This window comes from Escherichia sp. KCJ4928, assembly GCF_004352695.1.
GTDB lineage: Bacteria > Pseudomonadota > Gammaproteobacteria > Enterobacterales > Enterobacteriaceae > ECMA0423.
Genome location: NZ_SJWV01000002.1, coordinates 55731 through 76657, shown reverse-complemented (window position 1 = coordinate 76657; position 20927 = coordinate 55731). Strand labels below are relative to the sequence as shown.

The window sequence follows — 20927 nt, the reverse complement described above, 5'->3', positions numbered from 1 at the left end:
GCCTGTCCCTTTATCTTATTTCTGATACTTAGCAGCAAATAAATAACGCGATAAAAAAAGCCAAACGTTTTCGTATTTTACAAACAACCGGAAGCTGGCATCAATTTGTGATCAACCCCACACATTATCCGTCAAATTAGTCTTTTGCAGCCCCGTGGATAATTCTGGCACACTTATTGTTAGTCCCAGGTATAGCTGTGAAAACACCAATCACTTTGGCAAGTCACAGTGAAATAAACCACTTTGCCTGTCATTCCACTACCGGGACTTTATGATGAAAACTGTTAATGAGCTGATTAAGGATATCAATTCGCTGACCTCTCACCTTCACGAGAAAGATTTTTTGTTAACGTGGGAACAGACGCCAGATGAACTGAAACAAGTACTGGACGTTGCCGCAGCATTAAAAGCACTGCGTGCTGAAAACATCTCAACCAAAGTCTTTAATAGTGGATTAGGTATTTCCGTATTCCGCGACAACTCCACCCGTACCCGCTTCTCTTATGCTTCCGCGCTTAACCTGCTCGGCCTTGCACAACAAGATCTCGACGAAGGCAAATCACAAATCGCTCACGGCGAAACCGTGCGTGAAACCGCCAATATGATCTCCTTCTGCGCCGACGCTATTGGTATTCGCGACGATATGTATCTGGGCGCAGGCAACGCCTATATGCGTGAAGTTGGCGCTGCACTTGATGACGGTTACAAGCAGGGTGTACTGCCACAGCGTCCGGCTTTAGTGAACCTGCAATGCGATATTGACCACCCGACTCAGTCAATGGCTGACCTCGCGTGGTTACGTGAACACTTTGGTTCACTGGAAAACCTGAAAGGTAAAAAAATCGCCATGACCTGGGCCTACTCTCCAAGCTATGGCAAACCGCTCTCTGTACCACAAGGCATCATCGGTCTGATGACTCGCTTCGGTATGGATGTCACCCTGGCCCATCCGGAAGGCTACGACCTGATCCCGGATGTGGTTGAAGTGGCGAAAAACAATGCTAAAGCATCTGGCGGTAGCTTCCGTCAGGTCACCAGCATGGAAGAAGCGTTCAAAGATGCAGACATCGTTTATCCGAAGTCATGGGCACCTTACAAAGTGATGGAACAGCGTACCGAATTGCTGCGCGCTAACGATCACGAAGGCTTAAAAGCACTGGAAAAACAGTGTCTGGCACAGAACGCGCAACACAAAGACTGGCATTGTACTGAAGAGATGATGGAACTGACCCGTGATGGCGAAGCCCTGTACATGCACTGCCTGCCAGCTGATATCAGCGGCGTATCCTGCAAAGAAGGGGAAGTGACTGAAGGCGTATTCGAAAAATACCGTATCGCTACCTACAAAGAAGCCAGCTGGAAGCCTTATATCATCGCCGCGATGATCCTGTCCCGTAAATACGCCAAACCAGGTGCACTGCTCGAGCAACTGCTGAAAGAAGCGCAAGAACGCGTGAAATAACCCCTCGGGCCGATCAGCTGGTCGGCCCTCTATTTCCAGAGGCCAAAAGGATAGGATATGTCCGTTTTCTCATTGAAGATTGATATCGCCGATAACAAATTTTTCAACGGCGAAACATCACCGCTCTTTTCGCAAAGCCAGGCCAAACTGGCGCGCCAGTTCCACCAGAAAATAGCTGGTTATCGCCCAACACCGCTTTGTGCGCTGGACGATCTCGCAAACCTTTTTGGGGTGAAGAAAATTCTTGTCAAAGACGAATCAAAACGATTCGGTCTGAACGCCTTCAAAATGCTCGGCGGTGCGTACGCTATCGCTCAATTATTGTGTGAAAAATATCATCTTGATATCGAAACGCTGTCATTTGAGCACCTGAAAAATGCCATCGGCGAAAAAATGACTTTCGCGACCACCACCGACGGCAACCACGGGCGCGGTGTGGCGTGGGCAGCGCAGCAACTCGGACAGAATGCGGTGATTTACATGCCGAAAGGTTCTGCTCAGGAACGCGTTGACGCCATTCTGAACCTCGGTGCCGAGTGCATCGTCACAGATATGAACTATGACGATACCGTTCGCCTGACCATGCAACACGCGCAGCAGCACGGCTGGGAAGTGGTACAGGACACGGCATGGGAAGGTTACACCAAAATCCCAACCTGGATCATGCAAGGCTACGCAACCCTGGCAGATGAAGCCGTCGAGCAAATGCGTGAAATGGGCGTAACCCCGACGCACGTTCTGCTGCAAGCCGGTGTCGGAGCAATGGCCGGTGGTGTGCTGGGTTATCTGGTCGACGTCTATAGCCCGCAAAATCTGCACAGCATTATTGTTGAACCTGACAAAGCTGACTGTATTTATCGCTCCGGCGTCAAAGGCGACATCGTCAACGTTGGCGGTGATATGGCCACCATCATGGCAGGCCTGGCCTGTGGCGAACCTAACCCGCTGGGCTGGGAAATCCTACGTAACTGCGCCACCCAATTCATCTCCTGCCAGGACAGCGTTGCCGCATTAGGTATGCGCGTGCTGGGTAATCCGTACGGCAACGACCCGCGCATCATCTCCGGTGAATCCGGCGCTGTCGGTTTGGGCGTTCTCGCAGCGGTTCATTATCACCCGCAACGTCAAAGCCTGATGGAAAAACTGGCGCTGAACAAAGATGCCGTGGTGCTGGTTATCAGCACTGAAGGCGACACCGACATGAAGCACTACCGCGAAGTTGTCTGGGAAGGCAAACACGCTGTAGCACCTTAATCACTCTATTGGAACTACTCCCTGCAAAACGGGGAGTAAAAAATCTGGAGAAAAATAATGGCTAAGAATATTCCATTCAAACTGATTCTTGAAAAAGCAAAAGATTACCAGGCGGACATGACTCGCTTCCTGCGCGACATGGTTGCTATTCCCAGTGAAAGCTGCGACGAAAAACGCGTAGTACATCGTATTAAAGAAGAGATGGAAAAAGTCGGCTTCGATAAAGTTGAAATCGACCCGATGGGCAACGTTCTCGGTTATATCGGCCACGGCCCGCGTCTGGTGGCAATGGACGCTCATATCGATACCGTCGGCATTGGCAACATCAAAAACTGGGACTTCGATCCGTACGAAGGCATGGAAACTGATGAGCTAATCGGTGGTCGCGGTACTTCCGACCAGGAAGGCGGCATGGCATCTATGGTTTATGCCGGTAAAATCATTAAAGACCTCGGTCTGGAAGATGAATATACCCTGCTGGTTACCGGTACTGTGCAGGAAGAAGACTGCGACGGTCTGTGCTGGCAGTACATTATTGAACAATCCGGCATTCGCCCGGAATTTGTGGTCAGTACCGAACCAACCGACTGCCAGATATACCGTGGTCAGCGCGGTCGTATGGAAATTCGTATTGATGTTCAGGGTGTTAGCTGCCACGGTTCTGCGCCAGAACGCGGTGACAACGCCATTTTCAAAATGGGTCCGATTCTTGGCGAATTACAAGAACTCTCCCAACGTCTGGGTTATGACGAATTCCTCGGCAAAGGCACCCTCACCGTTTCTGAAATCTTCTTCACATCCCCAAGCCGTTGCGCTGTAGCAGATAGCTGCGCCGTCTCTATTGACCGCCGTCTGACCTGGGGCGAAACCTGGGAAGGCGCGCTGGACGAAATCCGCGCCCTGCCTGCAGTACAGAAAGCTAACGCGGTTGTTTCTATGTACAACTACGACCGTCCGTCCTGGACTGGCCTGGTTTACCCAACCGAATGCTACTTCCCGACCTGGAAAGTGGAAGAAGATCACTTCACCGTTAAAGCACTGGTGAATGCCTACGAAGGGCTGTTTGGCAAAGCGCCGGTTGTTGATAAGTGGACCTTCTCAACTAACGGCGTATCTATCATGGGCCGTCACGGCATTCCGGTGATCGGCTTTGGCCCGGGTAAAGAACCTGAAGCGCATGCACCTAACGAAAAAACCTGGAAATCTCACCTGGTGACCTGTGCCGCGATGTACGCTGCAATCCCGTTAAGCTGGCTGGCAACAGAGTAATTACTCTTCACTTATTCCCCTCCGGTTCGCCGGAGGGTTTTTGGAGTTTGCTATGCGCGTATTGATCAAAAACGGCACTGTCGTTAACGCAGATGGACAAGCCAAACAGGATTTGCTGATTGAAAGCGGGATTGTTCGCCAGTTGGGCAACAATATTTCGCCGCAGCTCCCGTATGAAGAAATTGATGCCACTGGCTGTTACGTTTTCCCTGGCGGCGTGGATGTCCATACGCATTTCAATATTGATGTCGGCATCGCGCGCAGTTGTGATGATTTTTTTACCGGTACCCGCGCAGCTGCGTGTGGCGGTACAACAACCATTATTGACCATATGGGATTTGGCCCAAACGGCTGTCGGTTACGCCATCAACTGGAGGTTTATCGTGGTTATGCCGCCCATAAAGCGGTCATCGATTACAGCTTTCACGGTGTGATCCAGCACATTAATCACGCAATCCTCGACGAAATCCCGATGATGGTCGAGGAAGGACTGAGCAGTTTTAAACTCTATTTAACCTATCAATACAAACTCAACGATGACGAGGTTTTGCAGGCATTACGCCGTCTGCATGAATCCGGCGCGCTGACCACCGTGCACCCGGAAAATGATGCGGCTATCGCCAGCAAGCGGGCGGAATTTATCGCCGCAGGGTTAACCGCGCCGCGCTATCATGCCTTGAGTCGCCCTCTGGAATGCGAAGCGGAAGCCATCGCCCGCATGATTAACCTGGCACAAATTGCCGGTAACGCCCCGCTCTATATCGTGCACCTGTCTAACGGCTTAGGTCTGGATTATCTGCGTCTTGCCCGTGCGAATCACCAGCCAGTCTGGGTTGAAACCTGCCCACAATATCTCCTGTTGGACGAACGCAGTTACGATACAGAAGACGGCATGAAGTTCATTCTTAGCCCACCGCTGCGTAACGTACGCGAGCAGGACAAACTGTGGTGTGGCATCAGCGATGGTGCGATTGACGTGGTGGCGACCGATCACTGCACCTTCTCGATGGCTCAACGCCTGCAAATTTCTAAAGGCGATTTCAGTCGCTGCCCAAATGGCTTACCCGGTGTGGAAAACCGCATGCAGTTACTGTTTTCCAGTGGCGTGATGACGGGACGTATAACACCGGAACGCTTTGTTGAATTAACCAGCGCAATGCCCGCCAGGCTGTTTGGCCTGTGGCCGCAAAAAGGATTATTAGCGCCCGGTTCCGATGGCGACGTGGTGATTATCGACCCACGTCAGAGCCAACAAATTCAGCATCGCCATCTCCACGACAACGCCGACTACTCGCCATGGGAGGGTTTTACCTGTCAGGGCGCGATTGTCAGAACCTTATCCCGTGGTGAAACGATTTTCTGTGACGGCACCTTTACAGGCAAAGCCGGGCGAGGTCGTTTCCTGCGACGCAAACCGTTTGTCCCTCCCGTGCTCTAACCACTGTCAGGGATCTATACACAATCAAGAATGATGAGTGAGGAAAAATGAGTAAGAAAATTGTTCTCGCCCTGGGCGGGAATGCGCTGGGCGATGACCTGGCCGGACAAATGAAAGCGGTAAAAATTACTTCTCAGGCAATTGTTGATTTAATTGCCCAGGGACATGAAGTTATCGTCACTCATGGTAACGGGCCGCAGGTGGGCATGATTAACCAGGCCTTTGAAGCTGCTGCAAAAACTGAAGCGCACTCGCCAATGCTGCCGATGTCTGTCTGCGTTGCCTTAAGCCAGGGTTATATTGGTTACGATCTACAAAACGCCTTAAGAGAAGAACTGCTTTCTCGGGGCATTAATAAACCGGTAGCAACGCTGGTTACTCAGGTCGAAGTCGACGCTAACGATCCGGCATTCCTCAACCCGACCAAGCCGATCGGTTCGTTCTTTACCGAGCAAGAAGCAGAGCAACTGACAAAACAGGGTTACACTCTGAAAGAAGATGCTGGTCGCGGCTATCGCCGTGTTGTTGCCTCGCCAAAACCGGTTGATATTATTGAAAAAGAAACGGTTAAAGCTCTGGTAGATGCAGGCCAGGTGGTGATCACCGTTGGCGGTGGTGGTATTCCTGTTATTCGTGAAGGTAACCATCTGCGTGGTGCCAGCGCGGTTATCGATAAAGACTGGGCCAGCGCCCGTTTAGCAGAAATGATTGATGCCGATATGCTGATCATTCTGACTGCGGTAGAAAAAGTGGCCATTAACTTCGGTAAAGAGAATGAACAGTGGCTCGATCGCCTGTCATTAAGTGATGCTGAACGCTTTATCGAAGAAGGTCATTTTGCGAAAGGTTCTATGCTGCCTAAAGTGGAAGCTGCCGCCTCGTTTGCTCGCTCTCGCGCAGGTCGTGAAGCACTGATTACCGTATTGAGCAAAGCGAAAGAGGGGATTGAAGGCAAAACCGGAACGGTGATTTGTCAGTAATTTTAAGGCCGGGTGGGTAATACCATCCGGCCATTTTCATTTAAGCCACTTCCAGCACTTCTTTTGTCGCTTTCACGCCCTGATGCATCAACATCATTAACGCCTCAAGTACGCCGCCGCCAATCGCCCGGGCTTTATCAGAAACGCTGGTGAAATCAGCCGTTTCACCACGAGGATCGATATCACCAATTTTAAAACCACCGACCACTGCCAGGCCGTCGTTCAACAAGCCACGCACCATCCCCGTCAACGGTGCTTTAATTTCATGCTCACCAATCCAGGCAATCACATCGCCCTCTTTCACCAGATCGCCTAATTTCACGTTGGATCGCATAATGCCTGCAGCAGGAGCACGGATCACCCGTCGGGTGGTATGCCCCATAATATTGCCAGGAACACCGGTATTCTCCTGCGCACAACCAGAGTAAATCACCTGACCGAGCCAGTGCCCGCGATTTGTTTCAATTACCGCATGACAATCCTTCCCTGCAGTAAAGCCCGGCCCAAGCGCGATTGTTACTGGTGCCATATCTGCCCGCGTTCCCAAATTCTGTTTCGCCAGAATAGCGTCCACCACGCAAAGCGGTTTCAGTTCATCAAGCAATGAACAGGCGGGATCTGCCATCACAGGGATGAATCCGCGTTCGGTAAGTTTCATCGCTTCCGCAGAGCTGGTTGCCAGGCGAGCAGTAACGCCTTCGACCGTCATTTCGCCATCGAACACGGCCTGGGCAAACGCCACGGTACAACGAATCACTGTCGGTTTTTCCACTTCCAGCATGATCACTTTAAAACCCGCATGATACAGACGTAGCGCCACACCACTGGCGATATCTCCCGCACCGCGAATCACCACCAGCTGGTGTCCGGAAGGATGAGAAGGTTTCATCATCAGCCCACCCGGCGCGTTATTTTTCACCTGTAATATTTCTGCCAGCACGCTGATGGCGATCTCCTGCGGCGTTTCCGCACCTATGTTGTAACCAACGGGCGCATGTAAACGGGCAATATGTTCTTCAGCCACGCCTTTCTCACGCAATTGACGCAGGAAAAGCTGAACCTTGCGGCGACTTGCCAGCAACCCCAACCATGCAATGGGCTGTTCAATGAGTTTGTCGAGGGCTTCACGATCCTGATTATTCGTGGCAATCAGGACAAAATTATCAGGGCGAATATCCAGTGCTTCCACTGCTGCACCAAACGACTCAGCATGGAGAAGCGTGGTTGATGGAGGGAATAGTTCAGGATTGAGGCTTTCGCGATAAATATCGGCAACGGCAATATCAAATCCTAATAGCGCCGCACTCTGGGCTATCGCCCGGTTGACATGCCCCGCGCCAATCAACACCAGACGTGGACGCATACCATGGACGCTGATAAATACTGACATTGCACCTCCACAATCTGACCCGACAGCATCCGCACCGTTACGAGCCATACGTCCATGGAATAATCGCGGCTTACGTTCCTGCAATGCCTGAAGTGACTCTTCAATCACCTTCCGCTCAACCATTCCGCCACCAATTGTACCGACGATAGAACCATCGGCGCGCACTAACATTTGTGCAGAATGGCGGGGAGTCGAGCCTCGGCTATCAACAATTTGCGCCATCGCAAACGGACAATTTTGCTCTTCGAGTTTTGCAGCCTCTGTGAAAATATTCATACCAACCTCAATGGATATCCTTTCAGTAACCCGGAATACCCGGGCCGCTAATTCACAAATCTGCGCGCGATTGCAGGATGTTCTTGTATATCGCCCAGCCAGATTGCCTCTACGTCGTGTTGTTGCAGCGGTTGAAGGAGCTCGCTTTGTGCAATCGCATTCTCACATTGAGAAAAACGGTTAATGAACCAGACTCGCCGACAACCTTGCGGTACGTTTTTAAACGCCCCCTGAGGGTGGCGAACCAGCGCAACGAGATCGCTCAGTTGCAAGGTTGCATCAGGTGTTAACCCGGTAATATCAGCAAACTGCGACCAGCGATGGACATTTTCTGTGCTCACTTTCGCGCCCAAAGTATGTCCTCCCATCACAGCAATCACGCAGCAACTGCTTTTGGGTATGCAAGGTTCGTGCTCATCAGGCGCTTTTAACGGCATTCCACGCGAGCCATCTGCTTCAATGAGAATTACGTCACACTCTGGTCGTTGCACCAGTGCATCAATCGCTTCTGGCGTAAATCCCTGCACTTTTCCCTGGTTCGCTTTCCAGCTGTGAAAACAAAATGAAATGGGGGATGTAAGAGACGCATGAGGAAGCATGGCGGGATCACGACAGAAAACCACGGGCCAGTGAGACGTTGGCATAAACATATGTGTCGTCGTCGTGATTAACACACGCCTGCCGCTAGCCTGGAGCAGTTCTGCCAGCCAAAAAAGCAAGCTGGTTTTCCCCCCAGCACCAACAACAGAAATCACAGTGGGACGTTTCTGCGCACCTAAATCAATGACTAATGCCGATGGGTCAACTATACTTTTCACGAGTCTTTATGACCTCTCTGGGATAAATTATCCCCAACTTAATCCATCAGGAAGTAACGCAATTATCAGGCGTTATTAGCCCCTATAAATAATGGAACCACTATGTCAGCCATCGACTGTATAATTACCGCTGCCGGATTATCATCAAGAATGGGGCAATGGAAAATGATGTTACCCTGGCAACAGGGGACAATTCTTGATACAAGTATCAAAAATGCGTTGCAGTTTTGTAGCCGAATTATTTTAGTCACCGGCTATCGTGGTAATGAACTGCACGAACGTTATGCGAACCAGAGCAATATCACTATTATCCACAACCCAGATTATGCGCAGGGTTTACTAACATCAGTAAAGGCCGCAGTACCCGCAGTGCAAACAGAACATTGTTTTCTCACCCACGGTGACATGCCAACCCTCACCATCGATATTTTTAGAAAAATCTGGTCGTTACGAAATGATGGCGCAATACTGCCACTCCATAATGGCATCCCCGGCCATCCGATTTTAGTGTCAAAACCATGCTTGATGCAGGCAATCCAACGACCCAATGTCACCAATATGCGTCAGGCACTCCTTATGGGAGCTCATTATTCCGTCGAGATAGAAAATGCAGAAATAATTTTAGATATTGATACTCCGGACGACTTTATTACAGCGCAAAAAAGGTATACTAAAATTTAGAAAATGTAGTTAAACGATTGCGTTCAAATATTTAATCTCTCCAGCACTCTTTATCATAATGATAAGGAATCACTGATTTTGAGAAAAGAGAAAAAGTGATAAATGGGCTGACAATAATAATTTTCAGGAGTGATTTTAATTCTCATTTGGCACCTGTGAGTTCATTCACAAAAAGCCTTTAAGTTTCGAGCCGCCTCACATTTTTTTATATTTCCCGCCAAACCTGGCAAGAGTGGTGCGATTGTTGCTCTATCCCCCTAAACCACCGGATTTCTCAACACCGGTCACTCAATGATATCTGTATAAGCTAAGGAGAGGGTTATGGGGGATATTATGCGTCCCATTCCGTTTGAGGAACTTTTGACGCGCATATTTGATGAATACCAACAACAACGCTCAATCTTTGGTATTCCCGAGCAACAGTTTTACTCACCTGTAAAAGGTAAAACTGTTAGCGTCTTCGGTGAAACCTGTGCCACTCCCGTCGGCCCTGCCGCTGGCCCGCACACGCAGCTCGCGCAAAATATTGTCACTTCCTGGCTGACTGGCGGACGCTTCATCGAACTAAAAACCGTCCAAATTCTTGACCGCCTGGAGCTGGAAAAGCCCTGTATCGATGCCGAAGACGAGTGCTTTAACACCGAATGGTCTACCGAATTTACCCTGCTTAAAGCCTGGGATGAATACCTCAAAGCCTGGTTTGCCCTGCACCTTCTCGAAGCGATGTTCCAGCCTTCTGATTCCGGTAAATCGTTCATCTTTAATATGAGCGTCGGTTACAACCTCGAAGGTATTAAGCAACCGCCAATGCAACAGTTCATCGACAATATGATGGACGCATCTGACCATCCGAAATTCGCGCAATATCGCGATACGCTGAATAAATTACTCCAGGATGACGCATTTTTAGCCCGCCACGGATTGCAGGAAAAACGCGAAAGCTTGCAAGCCTTACCCGCTCGCATCCCCACCAGTATGGTGCAGGGCGTCACCCTCTCCACCATGCACGGCTGTCCTCCGCATGAAATCGAAGCCATTTGCCGCTACATGCTGGAAGAAAAAGGGCTCAACACCTTTGTGAAACTTAACCCGACCTTACTGGGATACGCGCGTGTTCGTGAGATCCTCGATGTCTGCGGTTTCGGTTACATAGGCTTAAAAGAAGAGTCATTTGATCACGACCTCAAGCTGACGCAAGCACTGGAAATGCTGGAACGCCTGATGGCACTGGCAAAAGAAAAATCACTCGGCTTTGGCGTAAAACTGACTAACACTCTCGGCACCATCAACAATAAAGGCGCACTGCCTGGTGAAGAGATGTATATGTCAGGCCGTGCGCTGTTCCCGCTCTCCATCAATGTTGCAGCAGTTCTCTCTCGCGCCTTTGACGGCAAACTGCCCATTTCTTATTCCGGTGGTGCCAGTCAGCTGACTATCCGCGATATTTTTGATACAGGTATTCGCCCTATTACTATGGCAACCGACCTGCTGAAACCTGGCGGCTATTTGCGCTTAAGTGCCTGCATGCGCGAGCTGGAAGGCTCCGACGCCTGGGGACTTGACCATGTTGACGTCGAACGACTGAACAGACTGGCAGCAGATGCGTTAACCATGGAATACACCCAGAAACACTGGAAGCCAGAAGAGCGTATTGAAGTGGCAGAAGACCTGCCGCTGACCGATTGCTACGTTGCCCCCTGTGTTACTGCCTGCGCTATCAAGCAAGATATTCCGGAATACATCCGTCTGCTTGGCGAACACCGCTATGCCGACGCGCTGGAACTCATCTACCAACGCAACGCTCTGCCCGCCATTACCGGTCATATTTGCGATCACCAGTGCCAATACAACTGTACCCGCCTGGATTACGACAGTGCGCTGAATATCCGCGAACTGAAAAAAGTCGCGCTGGAAAAAGGTTGGGATGAATATAAGCAACGCTGGCACAAACCAGCCGGTTCTGGTTCACGCCATCCGGTTGCCGTGATTGGTGCAGGTCCGGCGGGTCTGGCAGCAGGTTACTTCCTTGCCAGAGCGGGCCATCCGGTTACGCTGTTTGAACGCGAAGCCAATGCGGGCGGCGTGGTGAAAAATATCATTCCTCAGTTCCGTATTCCGGCTGAGTTAATTCAGCACGATATCGATTTTGTTGCCGATCACGGCGTGAAATTTGAGTATGGCTGCTCACCCGATTTGACCGTTGAACAGTTAAAAAATCAGGGCTTCCACTATGTTCTGATTGCCACCGGCACTGATAAAAATAGCGGTGTGAAACTGGCGGGTGACAACCAAAATGTTTGGAAATCACTCCCCTTCCTGCGTGAATACAACAAGGGTACAGCGCTCAAGCTGGGCAAACATGTGGTCGTTGTCGGGGCGGGTAACACCGCAATGGACTGCGCTCGTGCGGCGTTACGCGTTCCAGGCGTAGAAAAAGCAACGATCGTTTACCGTCGTTCACTGCAAGAGATGCCCGCATGGCGCGAAGAGTATGAAGAAGCGTTGCACGACGGCGTGGAGTTCCGTTTCCTGAATAATCCGGAACGTTTCGATGCTGATGGCACCTTAACCTTGCGCGTTATGTCGCTTGGCGAACCCGATGAGAAAGGCCGTCGCCGTCCGGTTGAAACCAACGAAACAGTAACACTGCATGTAGACAGCCTGATCACCGCCATTGGTGAACAGCAGGATACTGAAGCCCTGAATGCGATGGGCGTGCCGCTGGACAAAAACGGCTGGCCAGACGTCGACCACAATGGCGAAACTCGTCTGACTGACGTCTTTATGATCGGCGACGTACAGCGCGGACCATCCTCCATTGTCGCTGCTGTCGGAACCGCGCGTCGGGCGACCGATGCCATCCTTAGTCGGGAAAATATCCGTTCCCACCAGAACGATAAATACTGGAACAACGTCAATCCGGCGGAAATCTATCAACGTAAAGGCGATATCTCTATCACTCTGGTGAACAGTGACGATCGTGACGCGTTTGTCGCCCAGGAAGCCGCTCGCTGCCTCGAATGTAACTACGTTTGCAGCAAGTGTGTGGATGTCTGCCCGAACCGCGCCAACGTCTCCATTGCGGTCCCAGGCTTCCAGAATAGATTCCAGACGCTGCACCTCGACGCTTACTGTAACGAATGCGGCAACTGCGCTCAGTTCTGTCCGTGGAACGGTAAACCATACAAAGACAAAATCACCGTTTTCAGCCTGGCGCAAGACTTTGATAACAGCAGCAACCCAGGCTTCCTTGTGGAAGATTGCCGGGTACGAGTACGACTGAATAACCAAAGCTGGGTGTTAAACATCGACAGCGAAGGTCAGTTCAACAACGTACCACCGGAGCTGAACGATATGTGCCGCATCATCAGCCATGTCCACCAGCATCATCATTATCTGCTGGGCCGCGTGGAGGTGTAATCATGTTGATTCTGAAGAATGTCACCGCAGTGCAGTTACACCCGGCGAAAGTGCAGGAAGGCGTTGATATCGCTATCGAAAATGATGTGATTGTCGCTATCGGCGATGCCCTGACGCAACGCTACCCCGATGCCAGCTACAAAGAGATGCATGGTCGGATTGTGATGCCGGGAATTGTCTGCTCGCACAACCATTTTTACTCGGGGCTTTCCCGCGGAATTATGGCAAACATCGCCCCCTGCCCGGATTTCATCTCAACGCTGAAAAATCTCTGGTGGCGGCTCGATCGCGCCCTTGATGAAGAGTCGCTCTATTACAGCGGGCTGATTTGTTCCCTGGAAGCGATTAAGAGCGGATGTACATCGGTTATCGATCACCATGCCTCTCCGGCGTATATCGGCGGGTCGCTCTCCACATTGCGCGACGCATTTTTAAAAGTTGGCCTGCGCGCGATGACCTGTTTTGAAACTACTGACCGTAACAACGGCATCAAAGAGTTGCAGGAAGGTGTAGAAGAAAACATCCGCTTCGCCCGTCAGATTGATGAGGCGAAGAAAGCAGCAACCGAGCCGTATCTGGTGGAAGCACATATCGGTGCTCACGCGCCGTTTACCGTGCCAGATGCCGGTCTGGAGATGCTACGTGAAGCCGTGAAAGCCACAGGCCGTGGTTTGCATATTCACGCTGCGGAAGACCTTTACGACGTTTCCTACAGTCACCACTGGTACGGCAAAGACCTGCTGGCACGACTGGCGCAATTCGATCTCATCGATAGCAAAACGCTGGTCGCTCATGGGCTGTACTTGTCGAAAGATGACATCGCCCTACTCAATCAGCGCGATGCGTTCCTGGTGCATAACGCCCGTTCAAACATGAACAACCATGTCGGCTACAACCATCACCTTAGCGACATCCGCAATCTGGCGTTGGGAACGGACGGCATTGGTTCGGACATGTTTGAAGAGATGAAATTTGCCTTCTTTAAACATCGCGATGCGGGTGGTCCGCTGTGGCCTGACAGTTTTGCCAAAGCCCTGACTAACGGTAACGAACTGATGAGCCGCAACTTTGGCGCGAAATTTGGACTTCTGGAAGCCGGTTACAAAGCTGATTTAACCATTTGCGATTACAACTCACCGACGCCGCTGCTGGCAGACAATATCGCCGGGCATATCGCTTTCGGTATGGGCTCAGGCAGCGTTCACAGCGTGATGGTCAATGGTGTGATGGTCTATGAAGACCGTCAGTTTAACTTCGATTGCGATTCCATTTATGCACAAGCCAGAAAAGCCGCTGCCAGTATGTGGCGTCGGATGGATGCGCTGGCATAAATGACAGATGCCCTCTTCCCGCAGGGAAGAGGGTTAAATAAGGAAAGAAGATGATTGAACAATTTTTCAGGCCCGACTCTGTCGAACAGGCGCTGGAACTGAAGCGCCGCTACCAGGATGAAGCCGTCTGGTTCGCCGGGGGCAGCAAACTCAATGCTACACCAACCCGTACCGATAAAAAGATTGCCATTTCCTTACAGGATCTGGAACTGGACTGGGTTGACTGGGATAACGGTGCACTGCGGATTGGCGCAATGTCTCGCTTGCAGCCACTGCGTGATGCGCGATTTATTCCTGCAGCGCTGCGTGAAGCCCTCGGTTTTGTTTACTCACGCCATGTTCGTAATCAGTCGACCATTGGTGGTGAAATCGCCGCCCGCCAGGAAGAGTCGGTGCTGCTTCCCGTCCTGTTGGCACTGGATGCTGAACTGGTTTTTGGCAACGGCGAAACGCTGTCAATCGAGGACTACCTGGCCTGCCCATGCGATCGCCTGCTAACCGAAATTATCATTAAAGATCCGTATCGCACCTGTGCGACCCGCAAAATTAGCCGTTCTCAGGCAGGTTTAACCGTCGTGACGGCAGCCGTTGCAATGACAGACCACGACGGTATGCGAATTGCGCTGGATGGCGTCGCCAGTAAAGCACTGCGTCTGCATGATGTCGAAAAACAAAATCTGGAAGGCAATGCACTTGAACAGGCTGTCGCCAACGCCATTTTCCCGCAGGAAGATTTGCGGGGCAGCGTGGCCTATAAACGCTATATCACGGGAGTTCTGGTAGCCGACCTGTATGCCGACTGCCAACAGGCTGGGGAGGAAGCCGTATGATCATCCACTTTACTTTAAATGGCGCGCCTCAGGAGCTAACCGTTAATCCAGGCGAAAACGTGCAAAAGCTGTTGTTTAACATGGGAATGCACTCTGTACGCAACAGTGATGATGGCTTCGGGTTTGCCGGTTCTGACGCAATAATCTTTAACGGTAATATCGTTAACGCGTCCTTGCTTATTGCCGCACAGTTAGAGAAGGCAGATATTCGTACCGCAGAATCTTTGGGCAAATGGAACGAGTTAAGTCTGGTTCAACAGGCAATGGTTGATGTTGGCGTGGTGCAGTCTGGTTATAACGATCCAGCTGCAGCTCTGATTATCACCGATCTTCTCGATCGCATCGCCGCACCTACCCGCGAAGAGATCGACGACGCGCTTTCTGGTTTGTTCAGCCGCGATGCAGGCTGGCAACAATACTATCAGGTCATTGAACTGGCGGTTGCACGTAAAAATAATCCGCAGGCCACCATTGATATCGCTCCGACTTTCCGTGACGACCTTGAAGTCATTGGCAAGCATTATCCTAAAACTGATGCCGCGAAAATGGTGCAGGCGAAACCCTGCTATGTTGAAGACCGCGTAACGGCTGACGCCTGCGTCATTAAAATGTTACGTAGCCCACACGCTCACGCACTGATTACTCATCTGGATGTCAGCAAAGCTGAAGCCTTACCGGGCGTCGTTCACGTTATTACTCACCTGAATTGCCCGGATATCTACTATACCCCGGGTGGTCAGAGCGCACCGGAACCGTCACCGCTTGACCGCCGTATGTTCGGCAAGAAAATGCGTCACGTCGGCGATCGTGTTGCTGCGGTCGTCGCAGAAAGTGAAGAAATTGCGCTCGAAGCATTGAAGCTCATCGACGTTGAATATGAAGTGCTTAAGCCGGTAATGTCGATCGACGAAGCAATGGCGGAAGATGCGCCTGTCGTGCACGATGAACCGGTGGTGTATGTTGCTGGTGCGCCAGATACTCTGGAAGACGATAACAGCCATGCAGCCCAGCGCGGCGAGCATATGATCATCAACTTCCCGATCGGTTCTCGCCCTCGCAAAAATATCGCCGCCAGTATTCATGGTCATATTGGCGATATGGACAAAGGCTTTGCCGATGCCGATGTGATCATTGAGCGAACCTATAACTCAACGCAGGCACAGCAGTGCCCGACTGAAACACATATCTGCTTTACCCGGATGGACGGCGATCGTCTGGTTATCCACGCCTCCACCCAGGTACCATGGCACTTACGCCGCCAGGTCGCGCGCCTCGTAGGCATGAAACAGCATAAAGTTCATGTCATTAAAGAGCGAGTTGGCGGCGGTTTTGGTTCCAAACAGGACATCCTGCTGGAAGAAGTGTGCGCCTGGGCAACCTGCGTGACCGGGCGTCCGGTACTGTTCCGCTACACCCGTGAAGAAGAGTTTATTGCTAACACCTCTCGTCACGTCGCGAAAGTCACCGTCAAACTGGGAGCGAAAAAAGATGGTCGCCTGACGGCAGTGAAGATGGATTTCCGCGCCAACACTGGCCCTTACGGCAACCACTCACTCACCGTACCGTGTAACGGACCGGCGCTGTCGCTGCCGTTATATCCGTGCGATAACGTCGATTTCCAGGTCACCACCTACTACAGCAACATTTGCCCAAATGGTGCTTATCAGGGTTATGGCGCACCGAAAGGTAACTTCGCTATCACCATGGCATTAGCGGAACTGGCTGAACAGTTACAGATCGACCAACTGGAAATTATCGAACGTAACCGGGTACACGAAGGGCAAGAGCTGAAAATTCTCGGTGCAATCGGTGAAGGTAAAGCGCCGACCTCCGTTCCTTCCGCCGCCAGCTGTGCACTGGAAGAGATCCTGCGTCAGGGTCGCGAGATGATCCAATGGTCGTCACCGAAACCGCAAAATGGTGACTGGCACATCGGTCGCGGCGTCGCCATTATCATGCAGAAATCGGGTATCCCGGATATCGATCAGGCTAACTGCATGATCAAACTGGAATCGGACGGCACCTTTATCGTTCATTCTGGCGGTGCGGATATTGGTACTGGTCTGGATACTGTGGTGACGAAACTGGCAGCAGAAGTGCTGCATTGTCCACCGCAGGACGTGCATGTTATCTCCGGTGATACCGATCATGCGTTGTTTGATAAAGGCGCATATGCCTCGTCCGGTACTTGCTTCTCGGGTAACGCGGCGCGTTTGGCAGCGGAAAATCTGCGGGAGAAAATTCTGTTCCACGGCGCGCAAATGTTGGGTGAGGCAGTGGCAGATGTTCAACTGGCAACGCCGGGCGTCGTGCGCGGCAAGAAAGGCGAAGTCAGCTTCGGGGATATTGCTCATAAAGGCGAAACCGGCACCGGCTTTGGTTCACTGGTGGGAACTGGCAGTTATATCACGCCTGATTTCGCCTTCCCGTATGGCGCAAACTTCGCTGAAGTTGCCGTCAACACGCGTACGGGTGAAATCCGCCTGGATAAATTCTACGCCTTGCTGGACTGCGGTACACCGGTCAACCCGGAATTAGCATTGGGACAAATCTACGGTGCTACCCTGCGAGCTATCGGCCACAGTATGAGCGAAGAGATCATTTATGACGCCGAAGGTCACCCGTTAACGCGTGATTTACGCAGTTACGGCGCACCGAAAATTGGTGACATTCCGCGTGATTTCCGCGCTGTGCTGGTGCCGAGCGACGATAAAGTCGGCCCGTTCGGGGCGAAATCGATCTCGGAAATCGGTGTAAATGGCGCAGCTCCGGCGATTGCTACCGCAATTCACGATGCATGCGGCATCTGGTTACGCGAATGGCATTTCACACCGGAGAAAATACTCACTGCGCTGGAAAAAATATAAATAATAAATGGCCGCTTCGGCGGCCTGTTTCTCTGTTTGGACGATGACTAAATAGTGACTGCGAAAATGAGATAAGCCGTTCTCAAGGCGTCCTGCGCCCCAAATTCGTGGGAATTTATTTTACTAATTCAGATGATCAAATTTACTTTAAAAGGAGTGAAGGGATGTCTGATATAAACAATGCAGGTTCTGACCTTATATTTGAACTGGAGGATCGCCCTCCCTTTCATCAGGCTCTCGTTGGTGCCATTACCCATCTGTTGGCAATTTTCGTTCCGATGGTAACCCCCGCGTTAATCGTGGGGGCGGCCTTACAGCTTTCCGCTGAAACAACTGCCTATCTTGTTTCTATGGCGATGATCGCCTCTGGTATTGGTACCTGGTTACAAGTAAACCGCTACGGCATCGTCGGTTCTGGCCTACTCTCAATTCAGTCAGTCAATTTTTCATTTGTTACGGTCATGATTGCGCTGGGCAGCAGCATGAAAAGCGACGGTTTTCACGAAGAGTTAATCATGTCGTCGCTTCTCGGCGTCTCCTTCGTTGGCGCATTTCTGGTTGTCGGATCTTCATTTATCTTGCCCTATTTACGTCGGGTTATTACGCCTACCGTCAGCGGTATTGTGGTACTGATGATCGGCTTAAGCCTGATTAAAGTCGGCATTATCGATTTTGGTGGAGGATTTGCAGCCAAAAGCAGCGGTACGTTCGGCAATTACGAACATCTCGGCGTTGGTTTATTGGTTTTAATTGTGGTGATCGGCTTTAACTGCTGTCGCAGTCCGTTGCTACGCATGGGAGGGATCGCCATTGGGCTATGTGTCGGCTATATCGCATCGTTATGCCTGGGCATGGTGGATTTCAGCAGTATGCGCAATTTGCCGTTAATCACCATCCCGCATCCGTTCAAATACGGCTTTAGTTTTAGCTTCCATCAGTTCCTGGTGGTTGGCACGATTTATCTGCTTAGCGTGCTGGAAGCTGTCGGCGATATCACCGCCACGGCAATGGTTTCCCGCCGACCCATTCAGGGAGAAGAGTATCAGTCCCGACTGAAAGGCGGCGTGCTGGCAGACGGTCTGGTTTCTGTTATCGCCTCCGCTGTCGGGTCATTACCCTTAACCACGTTTGCGCAAAATAATGGGGTTATTCAGATGACTGGCGTCGCTTCACGTTATGTCGGGCGAACCATCGCGGTAATGCTGGTTATCCTCGGTTTGTTTCCGATGATTGGCGGCTTCTTCACGACCATTCCCTCGGCAGTTCTGGGAGGCGCAATGACGTTGATGTTTTCCATGATTGCCATCGCTGGGATTCGCATAATCATCACCAACGGTTTAAAGCGCCGAGAAACACTTATTGTCGCCACTTCTTTAGGTTTAGGACTTGGCGTCTCCTACGATCCCGAAATTTTTAAAATATTGCCAGCCTCTATTTATGTACTAGTTGAAAACCCTATTTGTGCTGGCGGGTTAACTGCGATTTTATTAAATATTATCCTCCCTGGTGGCTACCGACAGGAAAACGTTCTGCCTGGTATTACCTCAGCGGAAGAGATGGATTAACAGTAAAGGAGTCAATGATGTCAGGAGAACACACGTTGAAAGCGGTACGAGGCAGTTTTATTGATGTCACCCGTACGGTCGATAACCCGGAAGAGATTGCCTCTGCGCTGCGGTTTATTGAGGATGGTTTATTACTCATTAAACAGGGAAAAGTGGAATGGTTTGGCGAATGGGAAGACGGAAAGCATCAAATTCCTGACACTATTCGCGTGCGCGACTATCGCGGCAAACTGATAGTACCGGGCTTTGTCGATACACATATCCATTATCCGCAAAGTGAAATGGTGGGGGCCTATGGTGAACAATTGCTGGAGTGGTTGAATAAACACACCTTCCCTACTGAACGTCGTTATGAGGATTTAGAGTACGCCCGCGAAATGTCGGCATTCTTCATCAAGCAGCTTTTACGTAACGGAACCACCACGGCGCTGGTGTTTGGCACTGTTCATCCGCAATCTGTTGATGCGCTGTTTGAAGCCGCCAGTCATATCAATATGCGTATGATTGCCGGTAAGGTGATGATGGACCGCAACGCACCGGATTATCTGCTCGACACTGCCGAAAGCAGCTATCACCAAAGCAAAGAACTGATTGAACGCTGGCACAAAAATGGTCGTCTGCTATATGCGATTACGCCACGCTTCGCCCCGACCTCATCTCCTGAACAGATGGCGATGGCGCAACGCCTGAAAGAAGAATATCCGGATACGTGGGTACATACCCATCTCTGTGAAAACAAAGATGAAATTGCCTGGGTGAAATCGCTTTATCCTGACCATGATGGTTATCTGGATGTTTACCATCAGTACGGCCTGACCGGTAAAAACTGTGTCTTTGCTCACTGCGTCCATCTCGAAGAAAAAGAGTGGGATCGTCTCAGCGAAACCAAATCCAGCATTGCTTTCTGTCCGACCTCCAACCTTTACCTCGGCAGCGGCTTATTCAACTTGAAAAAAGCATGGCAGAAGAAAGTTAAAGTGGGCATGGGAACGGATATCGGTGCCGGAACCACTTTCAACATGCTGCAAACGCTGAACGAAGCCTACAAAGTATTGCAATTACAAGGCTATCGCCTCTCGGCATATGAAGCGTTTTACCTGGCCACGCTCGGCGGAGCGAAATCTCTGGGCCTTGACGATTTGATTGGCAACTTTTTACCTGGCAAAGAGGCTGATTTCGTGGTGATGGAACCCACCGCCACTCCGCTACAGCAGCTGCGCTATGACAACTCTGTTTCTTTAGTCGACAAATTGTTCGTGATGATGACGTTGGGCGATGACCGTTCGATCTACCGCACCTACGTTGATGGTCGTCTGGTGTACGAACGCAACTAATAATAAAACTTT

General features: G+C 50.9%; 14 protein-coding genes. 12 read left to right on the top strand and 2 right to left on the bottom strand.

What is annotated here, in order from left to right; genetic code table 11:
• Nucleotides 1–274: 274 nt before the first annotated feature.
• From ygeW to arcC, 5 genes are read left to right on the top strand one after another with little or no spacing between them, the layout of a single operon-like run.
• On the top strand, nucleotides 275–1462 hold the full coding sequence (gene ygeW / locus E0D98_RS00885; protein ID WP_001303128.1) for a knotted carbamoyltransferase YgeW: 1188 nt from the start codon (nucleotides 275–277) through the stop codon (nucleotides 1460–1462).
• Nucleotides 1463–1519: 57 nt separating this feature from the next.
• Entirely contained in the window at nucleotides 1520–2716 is a 1197-nt protein-coding gene (dpaL, locus tag E0D98_RS00880; RefSeq protein ID WP_000110492.1) for a diaminopropionate ammonia-lyase, read from the top strand.
• Between the two features lie 57 nt (nucleotides 2717–2773).
• A complete protein-coding gene (locus tag E0D98_RS00875; RefSeq protein WP_001107117.1) occupies nucleotides 2774–3985 on the top strand; it encodes a YgeY family selenium metabolism-linked hydrolase in 1212 nt (403 codons plus the stop codon).
• 52 nt (nucleotides 3986–4037) lie between these two features.
• Nucleotides 4038–5423, top strand: a complete 1386-nt coding sequence (hyuA, locus tag E0D98_RS00870; protein WP_001264452.1) for a D-phenylhydantoinase — start codon at nucleotides 4038–4040, stop codon at nucleotides 5421–5423.
• A 47-nt stretch (nucleotides 5424–5470) separates the two neighbouring features.
• The gene (gene arcC / locus E0D98_RS00865; RefSeq protein ID WP_000037992.1) at nucleotides 5471–6403 is read left to right on the top strand and encodes a carbamate kinase; all 933 of its coding nucleotides are present in this window, start codon (nucleotides 5471–5473) and stop codon (nucleotides 6401–6403) included.
• 40 nt (nucleotides 6404–6443) lie between these two features.
• Here the strand turns inward: arcC and yqeB are convergent, their stop codons facing one another.
• Nucleotides 6444–8069 (bottom strand): selenium-dependent molybdenum cofactor biosynthesis protein YqeB, encoded by a 1626-nt coding sequence (yqeB, locus tag E0D98_RS00860; RefSeq protein ID WP_001020374.1) that lies wholly within the window; start codon nucleotides 8067–8069, stop codon nucleotides 6444–6446.
• 47 nt (nucleotides 8070–8116) lie between these two features.
• The gene (yqeC, locus tag E0D98_RS00855) at nucleotides 8117–8887 is read right to left on the bottom strand and encodes a selenium cofactor biosynthesis protein YqeC (protein ID WP_001298920.1); all 771 of its coding nucleotides are present in this window, start codon (nucleotides 8885–8887) and stop codon (nucleotides 8117–8119) included.
• A 102-nt stretch (nucleotides 8888–8989) separates the two neighbouring features.
• Here yqeC and mocA point away from each other — a divergent pair, with 102 nt between their 5' ends.
• The 7 genes from mocA to guaD all read left to right on the top strand — a co-directional run bounded on the left by mocA (nucleotide 8990) and on the right by guaD (nucleotide 20915).
• Entirely contained in the window at nucleotides 8990–9568 is a 579-nt protein-coding gene (gene mocA / locus E0D98_RS00850) for a molybdenum cofactor cytidylyltransferase (RefSeq protein ID WP_001272856.1), read from the top strand.
• Between the two features lie 321 nt (nucleotides 9569–9889).
• Nucleotides 9890–12988 carry a putative selenate reductase subunit YgfK gene (ygfK, locus tag E0D98_RS00845; protein ID WP_000502429.1) on the top strand — a complete coding sequence of 1033 codons (3099 nt, stop codon included), beginning with the start codon at nucleotides 9890–9892 and terminating at the stop codon, nucleotides 12986–12988.
• A gap of 2 nt (nucleotides 12989–12990) precedes the next feature.
• Nucleotides 12991–14319 carry a putative aminohydrolase SsnA gene (gene ssnA / locus E0D98_RS00840; protein WP_000906276.1) on the top strand — a complete coding sequence of 443 codons (1329 nt, stop codon included), beginning with the start codon at nucleotides 12991–12993 and terminating at the stop codon, nucleotides 14317–14319.
• A 50-nt stretch (nucleotides 14320–14369) separates the two neighbouring features.
• The gene (gene ygfM, locus E0D98_RS00835; RefSeq protein ID WP_000572462.1) at nucleotides 14370–15149 is read left to right on the top strand and encodes a molybdopterin-dependent oxidoreductase FAD-binding subunit; all 780 of its coding nucleotides are present in this window, start codon (nucleotides 14370–14372) and stop codon (nucleotides 15147–15149) included.
• Complete coding sequence (locus E0D98_RS00830; protein WP_000583611.1) at nucleotides 15146–18016, top strand: molybdopterin-dependent oxidoreductase Mo/Fe-S-binding subunit; 2871 nt, start codon at nucleotides 15146–15148, stop codon at nucleotides 18014–18016. The genes ygfM and E0D98_RS00830 overlap by 4 nt, the downstream gene beginning before the upstream one ends.
• A gap of 164 nt (nucleotides 18017–18180) precedes the next feature.
• Entirely contained in the window at nucleotides 18181–19581 is a 1401-nt protein-coding gene (xanQ, locus tag E0D98_RS00825; RefSeq protein WP_001280215.1) for a xanthine/proton symporter XanQ, read from the top strand.
• Between the two features lie 17 nt (nucleotides 19582–19598).
• Nucleotides 19599–20915 (top strand): guanine deaminase, encoded by a 1317-nt coding sequence (gene guaD / locus E0D98_RS00820; protein ID WP_001295158.1) that lies wholly within the window; start codon nucleotides 19599–19601, stop codon nucleotides 20913–20915.
• Nucleotides 20916–20927: the final 12 nt, after the last annotated feature.

Bases quoted from the DNA above. Each gene is read 5' to 3' on its own strand.
- hyuA (WP_001264452.1), top strand. From the start codon at position 4,038: ATGCGCGTATTGATCAAAAACGGCACTGTCGTTAACGCAGATGGACAA.
- guaD (WP_001295158.1), top strand. From the start codon at position 19,599: ATGTCAGGAGAACACACGTTGAAAGCGGTACGAGGCAGTTTTATTGAT.
- ssnA (WP_000906276.1), top strand. From the start codon at position 12,991: ATGTTGATTCTGAAGAATGTCACCGCAGTGCAGTTACACCCGGCGAAA.
- yqeB (WP_001020374.1), bottom strand. From the start codon at position 8,069: ATGAATATTTTCACAGAGGCTGCAAAACTCGAAGAGCAAAATTGTCCG.
- mocA (WP_001272856.1), top strand. From the start codon at position 8,990: ATGTCAGCCATCGACTGTATAATTACCGCTGCCGGATTATCATCAAGA.
- ygfM (WP_000572462.1), top strand. From the start codon at position 14,370: ATGATTGAACAATTTTTCAGGCCCGACTCTGTCGAACAGGCGCTGGAA.
- dpaL (WP_000110492.1), top strand. From the start codon at position 1,520: ATGTCCGTTTTCTCATTGAAGATTGATATCGCCGATAACAAATTTTTC.
- E0D98_RS00830 (WP_000583611.1), top strand. From the start codon at position 15,146: ATGATCATCCACTTTACTTTAAATGGCGCGCCTCAGGAGCTAACCGTT.
- xanQ (WP_001280215.1), top strand. From the start codon at position 18,181: ATGTCTGATATAAACAATGCAGGTTCTGACCTTATATTTGAACTGGAG.
- E0D98_RS00875 (WP_001107117.1), top strand. From the start codon at position 2,774: ATGGCTAAGAATATTCCATTCAAACTGATTCTTGAAAAAGCAAAAGAT.
- ygfK (WP_000502429.1), top strand. From the start codon at position 9,890: ATGGGGGATATTATGCGTCCCATTCCGTTTGAGGAACTTTTGACGCGC.
- arcC (WP_000037992.1), top strand. From the start codon at position 5,471: ATGAGTAAGAAAATTGTTCTCGCCCTGGGCGGGAATGCGCTGGGCGAT.
- ygeW (WP_001303128.1), top strand. From the start codon at position 275: ATGAAAACTGTTAATGAGCTGATTAAGGATATCAATTCGCTGACCTCT.